Annotated in this window: 20 protein-coding genes; 4 read left to right on the top strand and 16 right to left on the bottom strand. The window is 66.8% G+C overall.

Annotated elements, in window-relative coordinates; genetic code table 11:
- Nucleotide 1: 1 nt before the first annotated feature.
- From G7079_RS11760 to nudE, 4 genes are read right to left on the bottom strand one after another with little or no spacing between them, the layout of a single operon-like run.
- The gene (locus G7079_RS11760; protein ID WP_166057479.1) at nucleotides 2-307 is read right to left on the bottom strand and encodes a DUF962 domain-containing protein; all 306 of its coding nucleotides are present in this window, start codon (nucleotides 305-307) and stop codon (nucleotides 2-4) included.
- Nucleotides 304-1,134 (bottom strand): nucleoside triphosphate pyrophosphohydrolase, encoded by an 831-nt coding sequence (gene mazG, locus G7079_RS11765; RefSeq protein ID WP_166057480.1) that lies wholly within the window; start codon nucleotides 1,132-1,134, stop codon nucleotides 304-306. Before mazG ends, G7079_RS11760 begins: the two co-directional genes overlap by 4 nt.
- Nucleotides 1,131-1,919, bottom strand: coding sequence for a 3'(2'),5'-bisphosphate nucleotidase CysQ (gene cysQ / locus G7079_RS11770; protein ID WP_166057481.1), 789 nt, complete (start codon nucleotides 1,917-1,919; stop codon nucleotides 1,131-1,133). The genes mazG and cysQ overlap by 4 nt, the downstream gene beginning before the upstream one ends.
- Nucleotides 1,916-2,464 (bottom strand): ADP compounds hydrolase NudE, encoded by a 549-nt coding sequence (nudE, locus tag G7079_RS11775; RefSeq protein ID WP_166057482.1) that lies wholly within the window; start codon nucleotides 2,462-2,464, stop codon nucleotides 1,916-1,918. Before nudE ends, cysQ begins: the two co-directional genes overlap by 4 nt.
- A 44-nt stretch (nucleotides 2,465-2,508) precedes the next feature.
- Between nudE and bioA the strand changes: the two genes are divergently transcribed.
- On the top strand, nucleotides 2,509-3,903 hold the full coding sequence (gene bioA / locus G7079_RS11780) for an adenosylmethionine--8-amino-7-oxononanoate transaminase (protein ID WP_166057483.1): 1,395 nt from the start codon (nucleotides 2,509-2,511) through the stop codon (nucleotides 3,901-3,903).
- Nucleotides 3,894-4,625, top strand: coding sequence for a 16S rRNA (uracil(1498)-N(3))-methyltransferase (locus G7079_RS11785; protein ID WP_166057484.1), 732 nt, complete (start codon nucleotides 3,894-3,896; stop codon nucleotides 4,623-4,625). The genes bioA and G7079_RS11785 overlap by 10 nt, the downstream gene beginning before the upstream one ends.
- Here the strand turns inward: G7079_RS11785 and G7079_RS11790 are convergent.
- The 7 genes from G7079_RS11790 to pilG all read right to left on the bottom strand — a co-directional run bounded on the left by G7079_RS11790 (nucleotide 4,622) and on the right by pilG (nucleotide 15,351).
- The gene (locus tag G7079_RS11790; RefSeq protein ID WP_166057485.1) at nucleotides 4,622-5,092 is read right to left on the bottom strand and encodes a chemotaxis protein CheW; all 471 of its coding nucleotides are present in this window, start codon (nucleotides 5,090-5,092) and stop codon (nucleotides 4,622-4,624) included. The two genes, G7079_RS11785 and G7079_RS11790, sit on opposite strands and share 4 nt — an antisense overlap.
- Nucleotides 5,093-5,099: 7 nt before the next feature.
- Nucleotides 5,100-6,110, bottom strand: a complete 1,011-nt coding sequence (locus tag G7079_RS11795) for a chemotaxis protein CheB (RefSeq protein WP_166057486.1) — start codon at nucleotides 6,108-6,110, stop codon at nucleotides 5,100-5,102.
- Complete coding sequence (locus G7079_RS11800) at nucleotides 6,107-11,644, bottom strand: Hpt domain-containing protein (protein ID WP_166057487.1); 5,538 nt, start codon at nucleotides 11,642-11,644, stop codon at nucleotides 6,107-6,109. The genes G7079_RS11795 and G7079_RS11800 overlap by 4 nt, the downstream gene beginning before the upstream one ends.
- An 80-nt stretch (nucleotides 11,645-11,724) precedes the next feature.
- Nucleotides 11,725-13,740: a methyl-accepting chemotaxis protein gene (locus tag G7079_RS11805; RefSeq protein ID WP_166057488.1), complete on the bottom strand. Its 2,016-nt coding sequence runs from the start codon at nucleotides 13,738-13,740 to the stop codon at nucleotides 11,725-11,727.
- Nucleotides 13,741-13,783: 43 nt separating this feature from the next.
- Nucleotides 13,784-14,329: a chemotaxis protein CheW gene (locus tag G7079_RS11810; RefSeq protein ID WP_240906287.1), complete on the bottom strand. Its 546-nt coding sequence runs from the start codon at nucleotides 14,327-14,329 to the stop codon at nucleotides 13,784-13,786.
- A 236-nt stretch (nucleotides 14,330-14,565) separates the two neighbouring features.
- Entirely contained in the window at nucleotides 14,566-14,931 is a 366-nt protein-coding gene (locus tag G7079_RS11815) for a response regulator (RefSeq protein WP_166057489.1), read from the bottom strand.
- An 18-nt stretch (nucleotides 14,932-14,949) separates the two neighbouring features.
- Nucleotides 14,950-15,351, bottom strand: a complete 402-nt coding sequence (pilG, locus tag G7079_RS11820) for a twitching motility response regulator PilG (RefSeq protein ID WP_166057490.1) — start codon at nucleotides 15,349-15,351, stop codon at nucleotides 14,950-14,952.
- A 158-nt stretch (nucleotides 15,352-15,509) separates the two neighbouring features.
- On the opposite strand from pilG, the gene gshB reads away from it, so the two are divergent.
- Nucleotides 15,510-16,487, top strand: a complete 978-nt coding sequence (gene gshB, locus G7079_RS11825; RefSeq protein WP_166057491.1) for a glutathione synthase — start codon at nucleotides 15,510-15,512, stop codon at nucleotides 16,485-16,487.
- Complete coding sequence (locus tag G7079_RS11830; protein WP_166057492.1) at nucleotides 16,487-17,374, top strand: energy transducer TonB; 888 nt, start codon at nucleotides 16,487-16,489, stop codon at nucleotides 17,372-17,374. Before gshB ends, G7079_RS11830 begins: the two co-directional genes overlap by 1 nt.
- A gap of 13 nt (nucleotides 17,375-17,387) precedes the next feature.
- Here the strand turns inward: G7079_RS11830 and G7079_RS11835 are convergent, their stop codons facing one another.
- From G7079_RS11835 to mrcB, 5 genes are read right to left on the bottom strand one after another with little or no spacing between them, the layout of a single operon-like run.
- Nucleotides 17,388-17,912 (bottom strand): hypothetical protein, encoded by a 525-nt coding sequence (locus tag G7079_RS11835; protein ID WP_166057493.1) that lies wholly within the window; start codon nucleotides 17,910-17,912, stop codon nucleotides 17,388-17,390.
- A 34-nt stretch (nucleotides 17,913-17,946) separates the two neighbouring features.
- On the bottom strand, nucleotides 17,947-18,651 hold the full coding sequence (gene tsaB / locus G7079_RS11840) for a tRNA (adenosine(37)-N6)-threonylcarbamoyltransferase complex dimerization subunit type 1 TsaB (RefSeq protein ID WP_166057494.1): 705 nt from the start codon (nucleotides 18,649-18,651) through the stop codon (nucleotides 17,947-17,949).
- Between the two features lie 37 nt (nucleotides 18,652-18,688).
- Entirely contained in the window at nucleotides 18,689-19,093 is a 405-nt protein-coding gene (locus G7079_RS11845) for a VOC family protein (protein WP_166057495.1), read from the bottom strand.
- A 36-nt stretch (nucleotides 19,094-19,129) separates the two neighbouring features.
- Nucleotides 19,130-21,142 (bottom strand): ATP-dependent DNA helicase, encoded by a 2,013-nt coding sequence (locus G7079_RS11850; protein ID WP_166057496.1) that lies wholly within the window; start codon nucleotides 21,140-21,142, stop codon nucleotides 19,130-19,132.
- A gap of 15 nt (nucleotides 21,143-21,157) precedes the next feature.
- Complete coding sequence (gene mrcB, locus G7079_RS11855; RefSeq protein WP_166057498.1) at nucleotides 21,158-23,632, bottom strand: penicillin-binding protein 1B; 2,475 nt, start codon at nucleotides 23,630-23,632, stop codon at nucleotides 21,158-21,160.
- Nucleotides 23,633-23,709 lie beyond the last annotated feature (77 nt).

Here is a 23,709-nt window from a genome sequence, read left to right on the forward strand (position 1 = left end):
CTCAGAACGGGATCTTGCCGGTCAGGATGTCCTTGTACATCACCCAGTCGCCGGCAAAGGAATAGAACGGATACTTGAAGGTCGCCGGGCGGTTCTTCTCGAAGAAGAAATGCCCGATCCACGCGAACGCATAACCGGAGAGCAGGGCCGCGAAAAACCAGCGTGGGTCACCGCGCATGATCGCCAGCACGATGAAACCGATGGCGAGGCTGGTACCGACGAAATGCAGGCGTCGGCAGGTGCGGTCGCGATGTTCGCCCAGGTAGAACGGGTAGAACTCGCGGAAGCTGGTGAATCGGTCGCTCATTCCGGCTGCCCTTTCTCCGCTGCCTTGGCGCGGTTCCAGTAGCGATCCTGCGCTTCCAGCGATTGCCCGGCAAGGCCGCCATCGGCTTCGGACAAGGCCTCCATCGCACGGAACCGGCGTTCAAACTTGTGGTTGGCGCGGCGCAATGCCGCACCAAAATCCACCTTCGCATGCCGCGCCAGGTTGGCGCAGACGAACAGGATGTCGCCGATCTCGTCTTCCAGCCGGTCATGCGCGGCGGCATCGTCCGGGCTCAAAGCGACCGCCGCGAATTCCGCGCGCACTTCCTCGATCTCCTCGTGCAATTTTTCCAGCACCGGCGCCGGATCCGGCCAGTCGAAGCCGACCTTCGCCGCCTTGTGCTGCAGCTTTACTGCACGCTGCCATTCCGGCAGGCCGCGCGAGATCCCGGCCAGCGCAGAGGTATCACTTTCACCGCGCACGGCACGTTCGGCGCGCTTCAGGTCTTCCCAGTGCTGCAGTTGGGCAGCGGCATCGCTTTTACGCGCCTCATCGCCGAATACATGCGGATGGCGGCGCGTCATCTTGTCGCAGATCGCCGCCACCACGTCGCCGAATTCGAACGCACCCTGCTCCTGCGCCATCTGCGCGTGGAAGACCACCTGCAGCAGCAAGTCGCCAAGTTCGTCTTTCAGATCGCCCATCTCGCCGCGATCGATCGCATCGGCGACTTCGTAGGCTTCCTCGATGGTGTACGGCGCGATGCTGGCGAAAGTCTGCTCGACATCCCACGGGCAACCCGTCTTCGGGTCGCGCAAGGCCGACATAATGTCGAGCAACGCGGTGATGTCGCGTGGGCCGCTCATGCCGGCAGGCGTTCGCGTAACGCCGGATCGCCAAGCGCGATGAAATCGCCGTTGAGCAGGCTCTCGCGCTGGTTGTAGCGGAACGGCCTACCCTGCGGATCCAGCACCGCGCCACCGGCTGCTTCCAGGATCGCCTGCCCAGCCGCGGTATCCCATTCGCTGGTAGGGCCAAAGCGTGGATACAGATCCATCTCGCCCTCGGCGATGCGGCAGAATTTCAACGAGGAGCCACAGGCAACGGCTTCGCCTCCAAAGGCGTCGAGCAAGGCCTGCGTGCGCGCATCACGATGCGAGCGGCTGGCGGCGATGCGCAATGGCGCGGCGGCGGGCACGCGCACGCGGATGGCGGCATCGGCATCTTCCTCGCGACGGAATGCACCCGCCCCCGGTGCGCCATGCCACAACGCACCAGTGACCGGCTGCTGGATTACGCCGAACGTGGCCACACCATCTTCGATCAGGGCGATGTTGACGGTGAATTCGCCATTGCGTTTGATGAACTCGCGGGTGCCGTCCAGCGGATCGACCAGCCAGAATGTCTGCCATTCGCGACGCGCGGCGATGTCGAGATCCTTCGATTCCTCCGAGAGCACCGGGATCTCCGGCGTCAGCGCCTGCAGGCCGGCCACGATGCAGCGATGCGAGGCCATATCCGCCGCCGTCAGCGGCGAGCGATCATCCTTGCACTGCACCGCGAACTCGCTTTCGTACACGGCAAGGATCTCCACCGCGGCCTTGCGCGCAAGTGCGATCACCGCATCGCGCAGTTCGGCATCGAGACTCATCCCTGCTGCTTCAGCCATTCGCGGGCGATGAACAGTGCGGCGATGCTGCGGCCTTCGGAAAATTCCTCGCGCAGGATCAACTCGCCCAGGTCGTCCAGCTTCCACGGCACCACTTCCAGTTCCTCCGGCTCGTCGCCGGGCAGGCGTTGCGGATACAGGTCGCGCGCCAGCACCAGGTGGGTGGAATGGCTCATGTACACGGGAGCAAGGGTGATGTCGCGCAACAGGGTCAGCTCGCGCGCGCCGAAGCCGGCTTCCTCCATCAGCTCGCGGTTGGCCGCTTCGATGGGACTTTCTCCGGCATCGATACGACCCTTGACCAGCCCGAGTTCGTAGCGATGCACGCCCGCCGCGTATTCGCGCACCAGCAACACGGTGTCGGCATCCAGCATCGGCACCACTGCCACCGCGCCATGACCACGCCCGTGCAGGCGCTCGTACTTGCGGCGTTCGCCGTTGCTGAACTCCAGGTCCATCCGCTCCATGCGGTACGGGCCGGCGTCATGCTCGGTGATGCCGTGGATGGTGGGCAGGCGACGGCTCATGGCAGGCAGTCTGCCGTGGCGAGGTTCGGGGCGATAATGAGGGAATGTCGATTCACGATACCGCGATTCTAGACGACGCCGGCCACTGGCGTTCGCGCGACCTGCATGTGCTCTGGCATCCGTGCACGCAGATGCGCGAGCACCCCGACGTGTTGCCGCTGGTTCCCATCGAGCGCGGTGAAGGCGCATGGCTGGTCGGGCGCGACGGAAGGCGCTACCTCGATGCCGTATCGAGCTGGTGGACCAACCTATTCGGTCACGCCGAGCCGCGCATCGCCCAGGCCATCGCCAAACAGGCGCTCACCCTCGAACAGGTGATCCTGGCCGGCTTTTCGCATGCGCCTGCGGTGGAGCTCGCCGAGAAACTGCTGGCCATCGCCCCGCGCGAACCCGGCCGTGCGTCGCTGGCCAAGGTGTTCTATGCCGACAACGGTTCGGCTGGCGTGGAAGTCGCGCTGAAGATGGCCTTCCACTGGTTCCGCAACCGTGGCGAGGACAAACGCAGCAAGTTCGTCGCGCTTGCAAATGGTTACCACGGCGAAACCATCGGCGCGCTTTCAGTCGGCGATATCCCGTTGTATCGCCGCGTGTACGCGCCTTTGTTGGCCGAAGCCCTGTTCGCGCCCTCGCCCGACAGCTACGTTGCCGAACCGGGTGAAACCGCCGCCGAGTGCGCCGAGCGTGCCGCAGATGGCCTGCGCGAAATAATCGAACGCCATGCCGGCGAAATCTGCGCCCTGATCCTGGAACCGCGCGTGCAGTGCGCGGGCGGCATGCGCATGCACGACCCGCTGTACCTGCGCCGCGCACGCGAACTCTGCGATGCGCACGGCGTGTTCCTGATCGCCGATGAAATCGCCGTGGGCTTCGGCCGTACCGGCACGCTGTTCGCATCCGAGCAATCCGGCGTGCAGCCCGACCTGCTATGCCTGTCGAAAGGCCTGACCGGCGGCTTCCTGCCGCTGGCGGCGGTGCTGGCGACACAAACGATCTACGACGGCTTCCTCGACGACTCGCGCGAACGCGCGTTCCTGCATTCGCACAGCTATACCGGCAATCCACTGGCCTGCGCGGCGGCACTGGCGACGCTTTCGATCTTCGACGCCGACGACGTGCTGGCGCGCAATCGGGCGACGGCATCGCGCATGACCGAACTTGCCGCACCCCTCGCGGAACTCCCGCATGTCGCCGATGTCCGCCAGGCCGGGATGATCCTCGCATTCGAACTGACGCAAGGCGGCGACAAGCGCACGCCATTCGACCCGTCGTTGCGCATCGGCCTGCGCGCCTATCGCGCCGCGCTGGAACGCGGCGTGGTGCTGCGCCCGCTAGGCGACACGCTGTACTGGATGCCGCCGTACTGCATCGACGACGACCAGTTGCTGCTGCTCGCGCATACCACCCGCGACACCATCATCGAGGCCACCGCATGCGCCTGACCCGCAGCCATCTCCACATGCCGCTGCAAGCCGGCAACGAAGTCGCACTCCCGGAAGACGTCGCCGCGCACCTGCTGCGCGTGCTGCGACTGCAAGTCGGCGATGCCTGCGTGTTGTTCAACGGCGATGGCCACGACTACGACGCGCGCATCGTCCATCTCGACAAGCGCGAGGCGCGCGCGGAGGTCATCGCCGCGCGCCGCATCGACAACGAATCGCCGCTGCGCATCACCCTGCTGCAGGGCATCGCCCGTGGCGAAAAGATGGACTGGATCCTGCAGAAGGCGACGGAACTCGGCGTAGCGCGCATCCTGCCGGTCACCAGCGACCGCAGCGAAGTGAAACTCGACGCGCAGCGCGCGGAGAAGCGGCTGGCGCACTGGCGCGGCATCGTGATCGCAGCCTGCGAGCAGAGCGGGCGCGCGATGTTGCCGGACGTCGATGCGCCGCAATCGCTGCTGGCGGCGGCATCGCTGCGCAGCGGGCGCGGTTTCATCCTCGATCCGTTCGCCGACGATACGCTGTCGTCCCTGCGCTATGCCGAACTGCACGATTGCACCATCGCCATCGGCCCCGAAGGCGGCTGGTCGCCGCGTGATCGCGAATTGCTGGTCGTCGCGGGCTTCGAGGGGTTGCGCATCGGGCCGCGCGTACTGCGCACGGAAACCGCCGGCATCGCCGCGATTACGGCGCTGCAGGCGCTGTGCGGGGACCTCGGTTAGGCAGCGATCGCCAGCGCTTCGCCGATCTTCTCTTCCAGCGCCACCAGGTCCGGCAGCAAGGCATCGTCCTCGTTGAGGCGCACCCGGGCCAACACGCCCTCGGGTACGGCGGCATCGTCGCTATCCGAAGTCAGCGCCGCTTCGGTCACCGTCACCAGGCGCGGGAAGCCTTGGGTCAGCAAGGCGAAGAACGGATGCTTTGGATCGCCGCCCAACGCCTTCAGCACGATCACCTTGCTGCCCAGCCCACCGCGCTCGTCGGCGATGCCGGTGAAACGCGAGAACGCCACCAGCGGCAACTGCCAGCCACGCCAGCGGATACGCCCCAGCAACCAGTCCGGCGCATCCGCCACCGGTTCCGGATCGGCGTACGACAACACTTCGGCGATGGTCGCGTTCGGCAGCAGCAGGCGCGCATCGGCGACCTGGATCAGCACGCCGCGAATGATGTTGGATGAGTCGGACATGGGAACCTCAGGCGGGCCAGCGGGCCAGCAGTTTGAGCGGAAGCTTGGCGAGGCTCACGGCCTCGCCGCCACGCGCCACCAGTGCATTGCTGGCAGCGGGATCGAAACAGTTTTCGGTGGATTGCCCCAGTGCGATGCCGCCGGCGAGGGAAAGCGCCAATGCACGATCGACCAATGCCGGATCGGCGCCGCTGAGCAGCAGCAGGGCGCTGTCGCCCGGCGCCAGGGCAGTGAAGCCCGGCTGTCCTTCGATCGACGCAAACACCAACCCGGCCGGCGCGACCTGCACGTCGATGCCGTCCGGCAGCACATGCACGGTGCCGTTGGCGACCGGATCCCCCGCTTGCGCCAGCACGACCGGCAACTGGGTCGCGCGTTGCATCTGCCGCACCAACTTGTCGTACTGGCCGCCTTCGATGCGCTGGCGCAACAGGATCGGCCGCGGGAAACCGACCGGCAGGCCGCCGAGCAGTTGGCGCACCGAATCGGGGCCGCCGACACCGGCGGCCACCACCACTGCGCCGGTTTTGGCCGGTGCAGCATGTTGGTTGCCGCGCGGCAGTTCGGGCATGGCCGCGACCTGCCGTTGCAACGCTTCCATCTCCGCCTTGAAGCGCGAGTCTTCACGGCCCGCAGGTGGTTTGTCGTCGATGGCCGATGGCAACGCCTTGGCCCGCGGCAGTACGTCGTCGTGCCCGTACAGCTTGGCGCCCAGATGGCGCGCCCAGCGTGCGGCTTCCCAGCCTTCGCGCTTGGCCGCGACGTCGGCGTCCTCGAACATGATCTCGAGCGCAGGATCACCCAGCACACCATCGAATTTCTGCAAAGCATGCTCCACCGCGGGATCGAGCACGACAAGCACCGCATCGGGCGCGGTATTGCGCACGTCGTCCTCGCTGGCGGCGCCAGGATCCAACACCGCTACCACGTCCGCGCCTGCGGCAGCGACGGCCGCCTCAGTGCGCTGGCACGCATTGCCCGGGCGCGCCAGCAGCACGACGCGCTTGCGTGCGTTCACGACGACGAACCGTCGCCCGCGCGTTCGACCCCAAGCAGCTCGAACACGTTGCGCATGAGTTCGACCTCCTGGTACGGCTTGCCGAGGTAGCGCTGCACGCCGATCTCCATCGCGCGTTCGCGATGCTTCTCGCCGGTACGCGAGGTGATCATGATGATCGGCACGTCGCGCATGCGCGGATCCGCCTTCATCGCGGTGGCCAGCTCGTAACCGTCCATGCGCGGCATTTCGATGTCGAGCAGCATCAGGTCGGGGATGGTATCCGCCATGCGTTCCAGCGCATCCAGGCCGTCCTTCGCGGTGGCGACTTCGAAGTTGTGGCGTTCCAGCACGCGGCCGGTGACCTTGCGCATGGTGACCGAGTCGTCGACCACCATGACCAGCGGCACGCGGCGGTGTTCCGCCGCGTGCGGCACCGCGGCCACGTCGCGCGGCATGGCCGCCTGGCGACGCACCAGCGGGGCGACGTCCAGGATCACCACCACCGAGCCATCGCCCATGATGGTGGCGCCGAAGATGCCCGGTACCGACGCCAACTGCGGGCCACCCGACTTCACCACGATTTCGCGGTTGCCGACCACCTGGTCGATCGCCACCGCCGCGCGCAGGTCGCCGGAACGCACCAGCAGCAACGGCATCTGGATCTGGCCTTCTGCCTTTGCGGTGGTGCTGGCGCCGACCAGGTTGCCGAGGTCGTGCAGCGCGTAGTCTTCGCCACCGTAGCGATAGGTTGCGCCCGGCTTGGCCATGTCCTCGCGGGTGATCCGGCCGACGCCGCGCACGGAGGCGATCGGCACCGCGTACTGGGTCTCGCCGATCTTGACGAACACCGCCTGCGTCACCGCCAGCGTCTGCGGCAGGCGCAGGGTGAAGGTGGTGCCTTCGCCCGGCTTGGAGGCGATGTCCAGCGAACCACCGAGCTGGCGGACTTCACTGGCGACCACGTCCATGCCGACGCCGCGACCGGCCAGGCGACTGACGGTTTCGGCAGTGGAGAAGCCCGGCTCCAGGATCAGCACATCGAGGTCGGAATCGCCGAGCACCGCATCCGGCTTGATCAGGCCGCGTTCGATGCCGCGCGCGCGGATCGCGTCTCGGTTGATGCCGCCACCGTCGTCGCTGACCTGCAACACGACTTCCGAACCCTCGCGGCGCACCGCGACGCGGATGCTGCCTTCGTCCGCTTTGCCGGCCTTGCGACGGGCGTCCGGCGATTCCAGGCCATGCGCAACCGCGTTGCGCAACATGTGTTCCAACGGCGCGGTCATCCGCTCCAACACGTTGCGGTCGAGTTCGCCCTGCGCGCCGTCCAGCTTGAGCTGGGCTTGCTTGCCGGTTTCGCCGGCCGCCTGGCGGATGACGCGGCGCAGCCGTGGCACCAACGCGTCGAACGGCACCATGCGCGTGCGCATGAGGCCTTCCTGCAATTCCGAACTGACGCGCGATTGCTGCAGCAACAGGGTTTCGTATTGGCGGGTCAGGTCGTCCATCGACCCGTGCAGGCTCTGCAAGTCGGCCGCCGATTCGGCCAGGCCGCGCGAGAGCTGTTGCAAGGTGCTGAAACGGTCGAGTTCCAGCGGGTCGAACGATTCCTCGCCCTCGTCGCCCACGCGTTGGTAGCGGGCGATGATCTGCGCCTCGGTTTCCGCATCGAGGCGGCGCAACTGGTCGCGCAGGCGCAGGTTGGTCTGCTCCATTTCCGCGGCGGTATTGCGGAACGCGCCAAGCTGTTGCTCCAACCGCGAACGGTAGATCGCCACTTCGCCCGCGTAGTTCACCAGGCGGTCGAGCAAGTCGGCGCGGATGCGCACCTGTTCCTGCGGCGCGCGGACACCGATGTCGTCGTCGTCGCCGAGGCCTTCGGCCACCATCGGCGCGGACAGCGGCTTGAGTTCGATCTTCTCGACCGGCTTCGACGCGAAGCGCAAGCCATCGTCGACCGCCTCGGTTTTCTTCACCGGCGCTTCGGCGCGGTTGTTGAACTCGTCGATCAGGCCGACCGGCATGCCCACCGCGCGCCGCGCAGCGACACGGGTGATCATGCCGTGCAGGCGGTCGAAACCGCGTTCGAGCAGGGGCACGCCATCGCTGCCGAGTTCGGCGCGTTGGGCGACCACTGCTTCCAGCAGAGTTTCCATCGCATGGCCCAATTCGCCGACTGGCATGATGCCGGCCATGCGCGCGCCACCCTTCAGCGTGTGCAGCTCGCGCTGCAGGCCAACCATGGCTTCACGGCTTTCCGGCGCTTCGCGCAACTGCGCGAGCAGGCCATCGGACTGATCGAGCAGATCGCCGCCTTCCTCGACGAAGATGTCCACCAACTCGGCGTCCAGCCCGGACATGTCCAGCGCCTCGTCCGGATCCTCGGCGGAGGTCGCGCTGGCCAGCAGGGCGGTCAAGGCGGCCTGTTCGCGCGCCTTGGCGGCAGCGGCGGCTTCGGCGATCCGGCGCTCGGCTTCAACGCGCTCGGCTTCGACCTTTGCCGCCGCCATGCGTTCGACTTCCGCACGCTCGGCTACGACGCGTGCGGCGGTGATGCGCTCGGCTTCCAGGCGATCGGCTTCCGCGCGTTCCGCGGCAAGGCGCGCGGCTTCGGCCTGCTCGGCGGCGACGCGTGCGGCCTCGGCCTCTTCCGCGGCCAGACGCTCCGCTTCCAACCGCTGCGCTTCTTCGCGCTCCGCCTGCACCCTGGCGTCCTCGATCTGGCGAGCCGCTTCCGCCTGTTCGGTGGCAAGGCGCGCGGCTTCGGCCTCTTCCGCGGCGATGCGCGCCGCTTCGGCACGCTCGGCTTCGCTGCGTGCAGCTTCTTCCGCCGCCATGCGTTCCGCTTCCAGGCGCTCGGCTTCCGCCTGTTCGGCCGCCAGACGCGCAGCTTCAGCCTGTTCCGCGGCAAGGCGTTCGGCTTCAAGGCGTTCGGCTTCGGCATGTTCGGCCGCCAAGCGCGCCGCTTCGGCACGTTCGGCTTCGTTGCGTTCTTCTTCCAGCCGCGCGGTTTCCGCTGCCTCGGCGATCAGGCGATCCGCCTCGGCGTTTTCGACGGCGACACGTTCGGCTTGCTGGCGCGCAGTTTCTTCGGCGGCAACACGCTCGGCTTGCGCCTGTTCCTCGGCCAGGCGAGCGACCTCCGCTTCTTCGGCCGCAAGCCGGTCGATCTCGGCCTGCTCGTTGGCGAGGCGTTCGGACTCGACGCGTTCGGCATCCGCCGCCTCGTCTTCGGCATCGTCCATCTGGATGAACGGCAAGTTGGCTTCCGGCAATGCATCGCGCAGACCGACGACCGAAGCCGCCAGCGTGGCGTAGAGGGGCACCTGCGCCGGCGTGGCTTGCAACGCCAGGGTGGATGCGCGCACCGCTTCGGCGACATCGCCGATCGCCGCGACACCCTGCGCGTCGGCCGGCTGGCCGGCGGCGAGCAGGCGCTTGACGTAGCCTTCCGCAGGCGAGGTGAAGGCGGTGACCGAAGGCACTTCGGTCATCGCGAAGGCGCCGTTCAGGGTGTGGATCGCGCGGAGCAATCCGTCGTTGACGCTGCCATCGCCCGCGCGCGCCTGCGCCAGCCAGGCATCGACGGTTTCCAGGTGGCTGCCGACTTCGGTACCCAGGATGTCCAGCAATACCGGATCGACCTGCACGGCCACGGTTTCGACCGCAGGCGGCAGCGCGGCAGTTTCTTCGGCAACGGAAATCGCTTCGGCTTCGACAGGCGCTGCTGCGGTGGCGGTGCCGAGCAAGACTTCCTCGCCAGCGGCCAGGCGATCGGCCACTGCTTCCATCGATGCGAGGTCGACTGCAGTCGAGGCCTGGCCGCGCAGCGCCTCATGCAGCTGCGGCAACACCTCGCGCACCTGGCCGACGAAGGCGACCACGGCCGGGCTGGCCGGGCGTTTGCCGTCGCGCACCTGGTTCAGCATGTTCTCGACGTGCCAGCTGAAATCGCCCAGCGTGCGAGCACCGACCAGGCGGCCGCTGCCCTTCAGGGTGTGGAACACGCGGCGGATCGGCAGCATCCGCTCCATGTCCTCGGGTTGCAGGCGCCATGCCGGCAACAAGGTGTCGAGGTTGCCGATTTCTTCCTCGAATTCTTCCAGGAAAATCTCGCGGATCTCGTCGTCGATCTCGTCGCCGGCGTTGTCGAAACCGGCGGTCAGTGCGACCGGGCCCGCTTGCTGGGCGACGATCGCAGGTGCCTGCGTCGCGGTTTCGGCCACCGCTTCGACCGGCGCAACGGCATGCGCGACCACTGCCGCCTCGGTGGCATCGGCCTCCGCGGTGGTTTCGATCTCGCCGCCTTCCGGCAGCGGCCAGTAGCCGATCTGCTCCAGGCTGCCACGCGTCTTGTCGAGCAAGTCCTGGCGCTGGCCATGCGGCTCGCGCAGCGATTCCAGGTAGTACTCCATGCCGGCCAGCGCATCGGCCAGCGTGTCCAGTTGGCGGCCGCCGGGAACCAGCTTCTTGCCGATCAATTCGGCGTGGCTGTAACGGCGCAGTGCCTCCAGGTAGCCGGCGGGTTCCGGCAACTGCAGCACGCGCATCGCACCACCGACCTCGCCCAGCAGGCGCGGCACCTGGTCCAGCGACGCATGGTCCCAATCGGTTTCGACGAAGGCGACGAAGGCATTGCGCACTTCGGCGAAATTGGCGATCGCCTCGCGCGCCAACGCGCCCATCACCTTGCGCGACTCCTGCGCCAACAGGTCGTCGCCTGCGTCCGCATCGCCCTGGCCGAGTCGGGCGACCTGGTCGTCAAGCGAGTGGTCGATGTAGATCAGCGCGCTGGCGACTTCCAGCAGGTCGCTCTCGCTGGGCGCGCGTGCGCCGCTGGCGATATCCGACAACACCTTGCGTTGTTCCTGGATGACTGTTTCGGCCGAGGCCAGGCCGACGATGCCCAGGGTATCGCCAATGCGGCCCAACGCTTCCGCCTGCGGCTGCAGGTCGGCGACGTTGCTCAGGCCCGAGCGCAGGTGCAGGTCGAGTGCGTCCTTGACGCGCAGCAGGTCTTCCTTGAGCGCGGTGGAGACGGTATCCAGCAATTCGCGGTTGCGCCCGGCAAGGCTGCCGCGGGCATGTTCGAGTTCGGCCTCGGTGGGCTCTTCCAGCAAGCTGGGCAGGACGTCCTGGCTGAGCGCGCTGGCGCCGCGCGCGGCACGCAGTTCGTTGAGTAACGGCAGCAGCACGATCGGGATGTCGCGGTGCCCGCCCTGCAAGCGTTCCAGGTAATCCGGCAACTGCACCACGCCGCGCATCAGCGCTGCGGCGGCGTCGTCGCGATTGGTCGCGGTGCCGTCCTGAAGCGCAGCGGCCAGCTGTTCCATTTCTTCGGCCACCATTGCAGGTGCGTGCAGTTCCAGCATCCGCAACGTGCCCTGCACCTGATGCAGGTAGCTGGCGCAGGCGCGCATGCGATCGCGCTCGTCGGGCGATTCGGCGAAGGCTTCGATCTCGAGCCGCGCCTGGCGCAGCGTCTCGTCGATCTCCGGCTTCACCCAGCCCAGCGCGGTGTGGTCGATGGCATCCCGCAACGCCGTGGTCATCGCGACGCTCCGGTAAGGCCCCGCGCCGCGGCGGGGCTGGCCTGGACGGTACTGTTCATCCGCACCTCGACGTCAGCGGCTCAGGCGGGCAGCTTGAAGTCGGCGACCGAACGACGCAGGTCGGCGGCGAGCTGCGCGAGGATGCCGACCGATTCCGCGGTCTGGCTGGCGCCTTGCGAAGTCTGCGCAGTGATCGACTGGATCGTGTTCATCGTCTGGGTGATGCCGGTCGCCGCGCTGGACTGCTGCGCCGCCGCGGTGGAGATGCCCTGAATCAGCCCGGACAAATCCGCCGACACCTTTTCGATCTCGCCCAGCGCAGTACCCGCGTCCTCGGCGAGGCGCGCACCGGCGACCACTTCCGAGGTCGTCTGTTCCATCGACGACACCGCTTCGTTGGTATCGGCCTGAATGGTCTGCACCAGCGATTCGATGCGCTTGGTCGCGCTGGAGGAGCGTTCCGCGAGGCGCTGCACTTCGTCGGCCACCACCGCGAACCCGCGGCCTGCTTCACCTGCCGAAGCTGCCTGGATCGCCGCGTTCAGCGCCAGGATGTTGGTCTGTTCGGAAATGTCGTTGATCAGTTCCACGATCGAGCCGATTTCCTGCGAGCTTTCGCCCAGGCGCTTGATGCGCTTGGAGGTTTCCTGGATCTGGTCGCGGATGCTGTCCATGCCGGCGATCGTCTGCCGCACCACGCCTGCACCATTGGTCGCGATCTGCACCGAGCGCTGCGCCACCTCGGCGGAGTCCGCGGAGTTGCGCGACACCTGGTTAATGCTGGCCGCGATCTCGTTGATGCGGTCGGTGGCGGAGTTGATTTCCTGCGCCTGGTGCTCCGCCGCTTCCGCGAGGTGCATGGCGGTAGCCTGGGTTTCCTGCGCGCTGGACGCGACCTGCACCGAGGTGTCGTTGATGGTCGTTACCAGGGTGCGCAGCTGCTCCACCGCGAAGTTGATCGAGTCCGCGATCGCGCCGGTCATGTCCTCGGTCACGGTCGCCTTCACGGTCAGGTCGCCTTCCGCGAGCGAACCCATTTCGTCCAGCAGGCGCATGATCGCCTCCTGGTTGCGGTCGTTCAGTTCCTTGGTGGTCTGGTAGCGCTTGCGTTCCGCGCTGCGGGTGCTGAAGTACAGGCCGACCAACGACAGCAGGATGCCCAGACCGGACAGGATGCTGACCCAGATGCCACCGAAGATGCTGGTGTCCTTCAGCGAACCGAACGAGGTCACGCTGGCCAGCAGCTTCTGACTGTCGGACAACAGGTTGTTGGAGCCGGCGGCCAATGCCGCCGCCGAGGTCTGCGCGCCGATCAGGTTCTTCGAACTGGCGTTCAGTGCATCCAGGTCCTTCTTCATCTCCTGCCACAACGCAAAGGCCTGGTTGAGCGGGCCGATCGCGCCGGCCGCGGTGACGCGGGCAACATCGCCGCCACCGTTGCGCAGACCGTTCATCGACCGGTCGAACACCGCGGTATCGCGTGTCAGGCCTTCCGCCGCGACCTGCGCGCCGGAACCGCCCGCCTGCAATTCGGCGATGCGGCGGGCGATCGCCGCCGAGGTCACCACTTGCTGCAGTGCGGTAAACACCTGGCCGGAACTGGCGCCGCCAGAAGCCAGGCCGCGCACCACTTCGTTCAATTGCGCCTGCAACTGCGGCATCTTCGAGGTCACGCTAGCCGCGTGGCCCGCCAGCGCCAGCACCTGCGGTTCGGCCGCCAACACCTGTTCGGCACCCTTCGCCAACGGCGCCCAGGTATTAGTGACGCTCTTGATCGGGCCGGCGACGCCGGTGGCAGTGCCGAAGTTGTCGTTCAGCGACTTCACGTCGCCGTCGATCTGCTCCTTGGTCGCATTGAATGCCTTGTAGGAATCCGCGTTGCCGCCTACGGCTTCCTGCGCCTGCACCGCCAATCGCTGCGAGTTCACCTGCAGGTTCGAGGCTGCGGTACTGGCACCGCCGACGCGTGCCGCCTTGGTGGTGGCATACAGCGTGTTCGCACCGAACACGACCAGCGACAGGATCAGGATCGCGGCCCAAGCACGCGTGCTGAGGTTTTGGCCCTTGCCGGCGACGGAATCCATCATAGTGCTCATGTTGCGACCTCGGCTTGCATGCTTGGTAGTGTTTGACCGCCGATCAGGCGGCGGCTTGGCGGAATTCGGGGGTGCGGGCCAGGCGTTCGAGGCTGAACACGCCCCAGTCCTGGTCGTTCATGCGGTAGGCGCGTTCGACGAAATGCGCATAACGGCCATCGGCGATGGAGGCCATGTCGATGCCCTGGGCTTCGACGAAACTGCGCTGGCCGTACATCTCGTCAATGGTCACCGCAACGTCGCCGCCCGGCTGGCGCACGACCAGCACGCGCTGGCCCTCGTGCAACACGGTGCGCTCGCCTTCCAGGAACTGCTTGAGATCGACAACGGGCAGCAGGGTACCGCGCACGTTGGCCACGCCCAGCATCCACGGCTGCGCCCCGGGGATCGGGGTCAACGCCGGCATCGACAGGATTTCGACCACTTCATCGAACCCGGATGCCAACCGATGCGAGCCGACCCGATACGCCACGCCGCGCCACAGACCGGGTGCATCCAGCTGTTCGGGCAGGCCAGCCACGTGGGCCAGGCTGCGTTGTTCGAAATCGGCAAGCACCAAGTACGGCGAGCGCGCATCGCGCGCCTTCAACCTGGACTGTCGCAGCGGCTTGGCGGCATCGCTGCGCCCGGCCGCGGCTTCAACCGGAAATTCCTGCGCCTGCTCGATCACGGCGACGTCCGCATCCTGCGTTTCCACCGTGGCTTCTTCGGCCATGATGTCTTCGCCATCGACGCCCACATCGGCCGGCGCCGCGGCTGCCTGCACCGTGGCCGGTTGCTGCGGCTTGCCCTTGTTCTTGTGTTTGCCGCGCTTGGCCATGGTGCTCAGTGCCCAACCAGTGCGTTGATGCGCTCGATCAGGTCGGTCTCGCGCGGCGGCTTGACGATGTAGTCCTTGGCGCCCTGGCGCAGGCCCCAGACCCGATCCGTTTCCAGGTTCTTGGTGCTGACGATCAGCACCGGGATGTGGCTGGTGTCGGCATCGCGCGACAGTGCGCGAGTGGCCTGGAAGCCGTTCATGCCCGGCAACACCACGTCCATCAGCACCAGGTCAGGCTTGTCGCGGCGCGCCGCGGCAATACCATCTTCGGCATTGCCCGAAGTCGTGACCGAATGCCCGTTGCGCTCCAACAGCTGCGAGAGCACCGCGGCTTCGGTTGGCGAATCTTCGATAAGCAGTATGCGTGCCATGGATGCCCTACCCCCCGGTCAGGCGTTGACGTACGTCCGGATTGCGCCGAGCAGCTCTTCCCGCGTGAAAGGCTTGGTCAGGTACTGCTCCGATCCGACGATACGTCCGCGCGCCTTGTCGAACAAACCATCTTTCGACGAAAGCATGATGACCGGCACATTTTTGAAGGTCTGGTTGTTCTTGATCAGCGCACACGTCTGATAACCGTCCAGCCGCGGCATCATGATGTCGACGAAGATGATCTGCGGGTTGTGGTCGGCGATCTTGGACAGCGCCTCGAATCCGTCGGTGGCGGTCACCACCTCGCAACCCTCGCGCACCAGCAGGGTTTCCGCGGTACGACGGATGGTCTTGGAATCGTCGATGACCATCACCCTCAATCCCTTGAGGCTGACGTCCTGGTCGTTTTGTTGCGACATGCGCTCCCCTTTGACGGCATTCGCACCGGCGGCATCTGCCGCAGGGCGAACTCTCTATATCCCAGCCTGTGAACGGCCTGTCAAGCGCTGCCGCGTCCGGGCCCCGGAATGAACGGGCGGCCCTGATACCATCCCCGCACCCCTCGCAGGATGTGCCGATGCCCCTCGTTGCACCACTCGACGTGGTGGTGGTGATGGATCCGATCGAATCCATCAAGACCGCCAAGGATTCCACCTTCGCCATGCTGCTGGAGGCCCAACGCCGCGGCCATCGCCTGCATTACGTACGCCCCGGCGGACTGTCGCTGGTGGGCGCATGTGCGGTGGCGACGGTGGCCCCGCTGGCGGTGCGCGATGCGGCCAAGGGCCATTTCGAATTGGGCGCATGGTCGCTGCTCGAATTCGGGCCGAACCAGGTCGTGCTGATGCGCAAGGATCCGCCGGTCGATGCCGATTACCTGCACGACACCCAACTGCTCGGCATGGCACAAGCGCAAGGCGCGCTTGTCATCAACAACCCGCAGGGCCTGCGCGACTTCAACGAGAAGCTGGCGGCGTTGCTGTTCCCGCATTGCTGTCCACCGACCCTGGTCACCCGCGATGCGGCGATGCTCAAGGCCTTCGTCAACGAACATGTCGAGGCCGTGCTGAAGCCGCTGGACGGCATGGGCGGTCGCTCGATCTTCCGCGCCAAGGCAGGCGAGCCCAACCTCAACGTGATCCTGGAAACCCTGACCGAAGGCGGCCACCACCTGGCGATGGCGCAACGCTACCTGCCGGAGATCGTGGATGGCGACAAGCGCATCCTGCTGGTCGATGGCGAACCGGTCGATTACTGCCTGGCGCGGATCCCGCAGGGCGACGAATTCCGCGGCAACCTGGCTGCAGGCGGCCGTGGTGAAGGCCGTCCGCTGACGGATCGCGACCGCTGGATCGCCGCGCAAGTCGGCCCGGAAATGAAGCGGCGCGGCATGCTGTTCGTCGGCCTGGACGTGATCGGCGACTACCTGACCGAAGTGAACGTCACCAGCCCCACCTGCATCCGCGAACTGGATGCGCAGTTCGGCCTGAACATCGCCGGCCGCTTGTTCGACCGACTCGAGGCCAGCCTGGCCGAAGCCAAGCTGGCCAACTGATGGCCGCCGCGGTCGCCCCGTCCGTGCCCGCGGCGCCGGCGATCGGCGAATCGACGCGCTTGGGCGCCACCATGGTGCTGTCCGTGCTGTTGCACGCAATCGCCATCCTCGGCATCGGCTTCGCGGTGGAAGACGCCGCACCGGTGATGCCCACGCTGGACGTGATCCTGACCCAAACCAAGACTGCGCTGACCCCGGCGCAGGCCGACTTCCTGGCCCAGGCCAACAACCAGGGCGGCGGCGAACATGACGAGAGCAGCCGCCCCACAGCACCGCAGGCCGGCCCGCTGCCGCAGTTGGAGGACGGACTTGCCCCGCGTCCGCTGCGCGCGCAGACACCCGCGCCCAGCCCACCACCGGAAGCGCGCGTGGTCAGCTCGACCACGGCACGGGACACCCTGCCCACTGCGCAGATCCGGCAAGAAGTCGATGCCAACCCGCTGCCGCAAGGCCAGGAGAAGATCGACCGCGACATCGAAATGGCGCGGTTGGCCGCCGAGATCCAGTTGCGCTCCCAACAATACGCCAAGCGCCCGAAACGCAAGTTCGTCTCCGCCAGCACCAAGGAATACGCGTGGGCGCAGTATCTGCGCGGCTGGGTGGACCGGGTGGAGCGGGTCGGCAACCTCAACTACCCGGACGAGGCGCGCCGTCGCCGCATTGGTGGGCTGGTGGTGATCAGCGTGGCAGTGCGCCGCAACGGCAGCGTGGAAGGCACCCGCATCATCCAGTCCAGCCACATCCCGATGCTGGACAACGCCGCGTTGCGCATCGTCAAGCTGTCGGAACCCTTCGCGCCGCTACCGAAAACGCAAGAAGACCCCGACATCCTGCATGTAACCCGCACCTGGCAGTTCCTGCCGGGCGGCGAACTGGTCGACCAGTAACCGGCCGTCCGGATCAGCGGTACAGGCAATCGATCACGCCCTGCTCCAGCGCGATCATCGTCGAGGCGGCCTTTTCCCAATCACCGTCCTGCTGCAACACGCGGTAATCGCCATCGCGCGCATCCGCAGCTCCCATGTCCGCCACGCCCAGGTCGGACTGGACGATGCGGAAATAGCCGTCGCTGGCCTCGACCGCGATGCGGCTGCGAACACTGTGCGTGGACCAGCCCGCGCGGTAGTTCACCTGGCTGTTGGCGACCAACTGGCCGCTGTTCGGCTCTCCCGCCTCGATCGCCACGCCACTCTGGTTACCCAAGCACCCGCGGGCCTTGTCGATGATCTGCACGGCCGCGGCATTGATCTGGTAGCGCGTGCCGAGGATGCGGGCGATGTTTCGCGCATCGCCTTGCCCGGGCTCGACCTCGAGCGTGTGGCCTTCGAACTGGACGTCCTCCGCCAGTACCGGGGCGCCCATCAGTGCGACGGCAATCAGTAGGTAACTGGCGCCGGTTGTCGCTGTTTTGCAACGGCTCTGCATGCACGCAGCATAACGCATCGGGAAATTCCGGCGTCTACGGCTGTTTGCGCAAGGCCTGTTGCTCGACGATGGTCAGCGCCACGTTGTTGCGCAGGTAGGCGGGTTCGACCCGCTCCGGCGCGATTGCTTCGCCGCGCGCGAACATCGATGCACCCAGCCTGGCGACATCCGCGGCATGCGGTAGCGCCATGCCATCGACCGATGCCAGCCGGCCCTGCAGATGCACGCGCAAGGCGCCATCGGCGGCGGCGAATCCGGTACCGACGCCATGCCAATCCCGGCCATCCGGAACGGTCGCGGCATCCGGCTTGACCACCACTTCGCCGGTCAACGCGACCAGACCCTCGCCCTGCCGCGCGAATGCGCCGAGGTAGACCTCGCCCATGCGCGCGTCGACCGCGGCGATGATGCCTGCGCCATCCGCGTTCGTTTCCGCGCGCATCGCCAATGCCGCCAACGTGGATACCGGCAGCAATGGCCGATCCAGCGCCAGCGCGATGCCCTGCGCCAGCGCGATCGCCAGGCGCACGCCGGTGAACGCGCCGGGCCCGCGGCCGACGGCGATGGCGTCCAGCTGCGATTTCGCCACGCCGGCCTGCGCCAACAGCTGCTCCGCCCATGGCAGGGTCAGCTCCGCATGTCGACGCGGGGCGATTTCGAAGCGCTCGTGTACCTCACCATCGATCCATACCGCGACGGAACAGGCTTCGGTAGCGGTTTCGATGGCGAGCAGTTTCATCGCGGGATCGGATTCCGGAATACGCGGGCTGTGCGCATCACGCACCCTTGTTCTTTTCGTCCCACAACATCGGTTCCCACAGCTCGACCTTGTTGCCGTCCGGATCCATGATCCAGGCGAACTTGCCGTTCTCGTGCGATTCCGGGCCGGCCACGACGTCCACGCCATCCGCCTTCAGCTGCGCAAGCAATTCGCCGAGATCGTCGACCCGGTAATTGATCATGAAAGCCGAATCGCTGGGACTGAACCACTGGCTGTCCTTGTCGGCCAGGCTCCACACGGTGAGCCCCTTGTCCTCGGCCTTGTCGTCCGGCCAGCGCAGGATCGCGCCGCCCCAGGTTTCCAGCGGCAGGCCCAGGTGCTTGTGGTACCAAGCGGCCAACGCCGCGCTGTCGCCCTTGCACTTCAGGAAGACCCCACCGATTCCAGTGACTTTCGCCATCGTTGCGTTCCGTTCGTTGCGTCGACCAAGGGCCGATTATTGCGCAGTTCGCGCCGGGTCGAAAAAGCGTTGTACGTCCGCCAGCTCGCGCGTCTTCGGGATTGGCGGCAGCGAATCGAGGAACACGCGCCCGTAGGTCTTCTGGGTCAGGCGCGGGTCGCACAGCACCAGCACGCCGCGGTCGGTCTCGCTGCGGATCAGCCGGCCGGCGCCCTGCTTCAGCGCGATCACCGCCTGCGGCAGTTGCTCGTCGCGGAACGGATTGCCGCCGCTGCGGCGGATCGCATCGAGGCGCGCCTCGAACACCGGATCGTCCGGCGCGGCGAATGGCAGCTTGTCGATCACGACTACGCTCAGTGCGTCGCCGGCCACGTCCACGCCCTCGCGGAAACTGGCAGTACCGAGCAGCACGCCGTTGCCGGAGTCGCGGAATTTCTGCAGCAGCACGTGGCGCGGCTCACTGCCCTGCACGAACAGCGGCCACGGCGCATCACACAGCAGTTCCGCGGCTTCGCGCAGCGCGCGATGCGAAGCGAACAGCAGGAAGGCGCGGCCACCAGAGGCTTCCAGCACGGGCCGCAAAGTTTCGATCAGCGCGTAGCCGAAATCGCGAGAAGCCGGCTCCGGCAAGCGTGGCGGCAGGAAGCACAGCGCCTGCCGATCCCAATCGAACGGGCTGGGCTCGATCAGTTCCACGCATTCGTTGATGCCCAGGCGCTGCGCGATGTGGCGGAAATGCCCGTCCACCGCCAACGTGGCGGAGGTGAACACCCACGCTGCGTGCGAGGAATCGCGATGCGCGCGCAATGGGCCGGACACGTCCAGCGGGGTGCGTTGCAGGCGGAAGCCTCGCGGGGTGAGTTCGTACCAATGCACGCTGGTGTCGGCGGCCGCGGGTGAAATGGTGTCAGGGACAATTTCCGAATCGGAAATTGTCCCTGACACCATTTCAAGCCCCATCCAACGCTGCAAGCGACCCAACTGATCTTTCGCACGCAGGTGGCAGGCATCGAATCCCGGCGCGGCTTCGCGCAGCGGTTCCAGCGTCTGCTGCATCGCTTGCAGGGCATCCGCCAGTGAAACAAAGGCAGGCTCGATGCCATCCTCGTCCAGCGCGCGCCAGCGCGTGCCACGTTGCGGCAGGTTGTCCATCGCTGCACGCAGCGCACGCGCAGCCTGCTCCAGCGCCCGCGCCGGCTCCTGCACGCTGCCCAGCGCGCCGGGGACTTCCTTGCATTCGGCGATGGCATCGCGTGCGAGTTCCACCAGCGGGCGCGCGCCCAGGCCTTCGCCGAAGAACTGCGCGGCGAGTTCCGGCAACTGGTGTGCCTCGTCGACCACGAAGGCCTGTGCGCCCGGCAGGATCTCGCCGAAGCCTTCCTGCTTGAGCGCGAGATCCGCCAGCAACAAGTGGTGGTTGACCACCACGATGTCGGCGGTCTGCGCACGCTGTCGCGCCTGCACCACGAAACAATCGCCCCAGAAGGGACACTCGGTGCCCAGGCAGTTGTCGGCGGTCGATGTCACCTGTGGCAGCAACGGGCTGTCTTCCGGCAACGCGTCCAGTTCGGCCATGTCGCCAAACTGGGTACGACCGCTCCAGGTCACCACGCGCTGGAACTGGCTGACCTGTTCGCGCGAGGAGAACGTGCCCTTGAACAGTTGCGGATCGCCCTTGGCCTGCTCCATCCGGTAGCGGCACAGGTAGTTCGCGCGCCCCTTCAACAACGCGGTCTTGAGACCAGTGCCCAGCGCATCGCGTACGCGCGGGAGGTCGCGAAAATACAGCTGATCCTGCAGGGCGCGGGTGCCGGTGCTGATGATCGTCTTCATCCCGGACAACAGTGCCGGGACGAGGTAAGCGAAGGTCTTGCCGGTGCCGGTGCCGGCTTCCGCCAGCAGCACCCCGCGCGACTCGAAGGCATCGGCCACCGCCATCGCCAGCCGCTGCTGGGCAGGACGGGCGACGAAACCGGGGATCCTCGACGCCAGCGCCGCGTCTTCGGACAGCGCATCGCGGACGCCAAGGCCCAGGCGCGATATCGACATTGCGCTAGCGCCGACTCAGGGCTGCGGCACGGGTTCGGCCGGCGGCGCGGGTGCCGGCTGCACCTGAGTGGCCGGATCGCGGCCATCGCCCCAGCCAAGCAGATCGCGAATCGCCTGCCCGGCGCGTTCCAGTGGTGCGCCGCCGTCTTCGGGCGGCACCGGATTGCCGAATTCATCCACCGCTGGCGGCGGCGGTGCGTACACGCATTGCTGGTAGGACGGCGCGTAACCGGCGACGAAGGCGAAACGACGTGCGCCGGGGCAGCCCGCATCGGTGCTGTGGCCGCCCTCGATCCACTGCCAGTCCAACCCTTCGCCCGGCACCCGCAGCGACGCACTGGGCAGGCGGGCGAAGATGTCCGACCACACCCGCATCCCACCGGTGGCGCCATACAAACCGGTTTCCTTGTTCTGGTCGTTGCCGACCCAAACCACGGCCAGGTGGTCGCCGGTGTAGCCGGCGAACCAGCTGTCGCGACCATCGTTGCTGGTGCCGGTCTTGCCGGCGGGCGACAGGCGGCCGAGGCCATCGCGGATCAGCGGCCGACCAGTGCCGGAATTCACCGCGTACTGCAGCGCGGTGCCGACCAGGCGCGCAGCCACCGCATCGCCCTTCTGCGCCGGCGGCGCGTCGCTGTCGTAACGCTTGATGGTGCGGCCCTGCGAATCCAGCACGCCACGCACCGCGTGCAGCGGCTGGATTTCGCCATCGGAGGCGAGGAACTGGTAGAGCTGCGCCATCGCATACGGACTCTGGTCGACCGCGCCCAGGATCAGCGACGGCTGTCCTTCGGACTGGATGCCGGCCAGCGTGCGGATGAGTTCCGCCAGCCGCTGCGGCCCCACGTCCATGCCCAGCCGCACCGTGGCCTGGTTGTAGCTCTGTGCCAGCGCATCGACCACGCGTACCGTGCCGTGGCTGCGATTGTCGGAATTGCTCGGCTTCCAGTCGCGGCCGCGACCCAGGCTGACCGTCACCGGCGCATCGCTGATGGTGCTGGCCAGCGACCATTTGTCGGGCTGGGCGAGCGCAAGCAGGTAGACATAGGGCTTGAGCAGCGAGCCGACCGGGCGCTTGGCATCGACCGCGCGATTGAAGCCCTGCTCGGTGACATTGCGGCTGCCGACCACGGCGATCACATCGCCATTGTGCACATCGGTCATCACCAGCCCGGCCTGCAACGGCGGCCGCCCCTTGCTGCCGATGGATTTCAGCGTGCGAGTCACCGCACCTTCGGCATAGCCCTGCGCGGACGGCGACATGCCGCTCATCACGCTGAGGCCGGCGCCGGAAATCGAATCGGCCGGATAGTCGCGCGCCAGCTGCTTGCGCACCAGGTCGACATAGGACGGGAAGCGGTTGGCGGCGACGTTGCCAGCGTTTTCGGTCACCCCTAGCGGTGCCTTCAGCGCGCGCTGGTATTCCTTGTCGTCGATCAGCCCGGATTCGTGCATCTTGCCGAGCACGAAATTGCGACGCTCGGTGGCGCGCTCCGGGTTGCGGCGCGGGTTGTACCAGGACGGTCCCTTCACCAGCCCGATCATCAGCGCGATCTGTTCGGTGCTGAGGTCGCGCAGGTCGCGGCCGAACCAGAACTCCGATGCCGCCGACACGCCGCGGATCGCCTGCGCGCCACGCTGGCCCAGGTCGACCTGGTTGAAGTAGGCCTCGAGGATGGTGCGCTTGTCGTAGCGCGCCTCCAACAGTAGGGCGAACAGGATTTCCTTGAACTTGCGGGTATAGGTCTGTTCCTTGCCGATGCCGAGCAGGCCGCTGCGCGCCAGCTGCTGGGTCAGCGTGCTGGCACCCTGGCGGGTATCGCCGCCGGATTTCACGTTGACGAACACCGCACGCAGCATGCCGCCGAAATCCAGGCCCATGTGGTGGTTGAAGTCGCGGTCTTCCACCGCCTGCAGGCCGGTGACCAGCAGCTCCGGGACTTCCTCGATCCGCACCAGCCGGCGCTCTTCCTGCTGCTGGCCGTACAGGGTGGCGATGCGCGCCGGATCCAGCCGCGCGCTGCGCAGCGCCTTGCGGCTGCCGAGGTCGCGGATGGCGATGACTTCGCCACCGGACAGGGTCACTTCCAGCCGGGTCGGAGCCACCCGCCCGTCCACGTCGTTGTAACCGCGACTGGCGATGTGCCAGCGGCCGCCATTCCGCGCATAGGTACCGGCACGCTTGCCGTCGCCATCGTGGTAGGAGGCGGCATCCAACTCGGTCTTCAGGGTCTGCGCGTCCATCGCTAGGCCGTCGCGCAAGGTCAGTGGCCGTGCATACACCCGCGTCGGCACCTGCCAGCGCAACTTGCCGAAGCGCTCGCCGACCTGATAGTTCAGGTACAGCATGTAAGGGATCAGGAAGCCCAGCAGCAGCGCCGCAGCGGCCAGCCCCCAAGTCAGCAGGCGGGAGCGCCAGTCGGTACTGCCTTGGTCGCCGTCGTGCTCGTCGTCGTGCAGATCGTCGTCTTCGTCTTGGATGCGCGGCATGGGCGGTCTGGCTGGCGGCGGTTTCGCGGGATGCGACAATGCCGGGAAGGATCAAAGCGAGTCTAGCGCAGGGTACC

The sequence above is a fragment of the Thermomonas sp. HDW16 genome (assembly GCF_011302915.1).
In the GTDB taxonomy this organism is placed as follows: Bacteria; Pseudomonadota; Gammaproteobacteria; order Xanthomonadales; family Xanthomonadaceae; genus Thermomonas.

Bases quoted from the DNA above. Each gene is read 5' to 3' on its own strand.
- G7079_RS11805 (WP_166057488.1), bottom strand. From the start codon at position 13,740: ATGAGCACTATGATGGATTCCGTCGCCGGCAAGGGCCAAAACCTCAGC.
- G7079_RS11785 (WP_166057484.1), top strand. From the start codon at position 3,894: ATGCGCCTGACCCGCAGCCATCTCCACATGCCGCTGCAAGCCGGCAAC.
- G7079_RS11830 (WP_166057492.1), top strand. From the start codon at position 16,487: ATGGCCGCCGCGGTCGCCCCGTCCGTGCCCGCGGCGCCGGCGATCGGC.
- G7079_RS11790 (WP_166057485.1), bottom strand. From the start codon at position 5,092: ATGTCCGACTCATCCAACATCATTCGCGGCGTGCTGATCCAGGTCGCC.
- G7079_RS11850 (WP_166057496.1), bottom strand. From the start codon at position 21,142: ATGTCGATATCGCGCCTGGGCCTTGGCGTCCGCGATGCGCTGTCCGAA.
- mrcB (WP_166057498.1), bottom strand. From the start codon at position 23,632: ATGCCGCGCATCCAAGACGAAGACGACGATCTGCACGACGACGAGCAC.
- mazG (WP_166057480.1), bottom strand. From the start codon at position 1,134: ATGAGCGGCCCACGCGACATCACCGCGTTGCTCGACATTATGTCGGCC.
- gshB (WP_166057491.1), top strand. From the start codon at position 15,510: ATGCCCCTCGTTGCACCACTCGACGTGGTGGTGGTGATGGATCCGATC.
- G7079_RS11800 (WP_166057487.1), bottom strand. From the start codon at position 11,644: ATGACCACGGCGTTGCGGGATGCCATCGACCACACCGCGCTGGGCTGG.
- G7079_RS11815 (WP_166057489.1), bottom strand. From the start codon at position 14,931: ATGGCACGCATACTGCTTATCGAAGATTCGCCAACCGAAGCCGCGGTG.
- G7079_RS11835 (WP_166057493.1), bottom strand. From the start codon at position 17,912: ATGCAGAGCCGTTGCAAAACAGCGACAACCGGCGCCAGTTACCTACTG.
- pilG (WP_166057490.1), bottom strand. From the start codon at position 15,351: ATGTCGCAACAAAACGACCAGGACGTCAGCCTCAAGGGATTGAGGGTG.
- G7079_RS11845 (WP_166057495.1), bottom strand. From the start codon at position 19,093: ATGGCGAAAGTCACTGGAATCGGTGGGGTCTTCCTGAAGTGCAAGGGC.
- nudE (WP_166057482.1), bottom strand. From the start codon at position 2,464: ATGAGCCGTCGCCTGCCCACCATCCACGGCATCACCGAGCATGACGCC.
- bioA (WP_166057483.1), top strand. From the start codon at position 2,509: ATGTCGATTCACGATACCGCGATTCTAGACGACGCCGGCCACTGGCGT.
- tsaB (WP_166057494.1), bottom strand. From the start codon at position 18,651: ATGAAACTGCTCGCCATCGAAACCGCTACCGAAGCCTGTTCCGTCGCG.
- cysQ (WP_166057481.1), bottom strand. From the start codon at position 1,919: ATGAGTCTCGATGCCGAACTGCGCGATGCGGTGATCGCACTTGCGCGC.
- G7079_RS11760 (WP_166057479.1), bottom strand. From the start codon at position 307: ATGAGCGACCGATTCACCAGCTTCCGCGAGTTCTACCCGTTCTACCTG.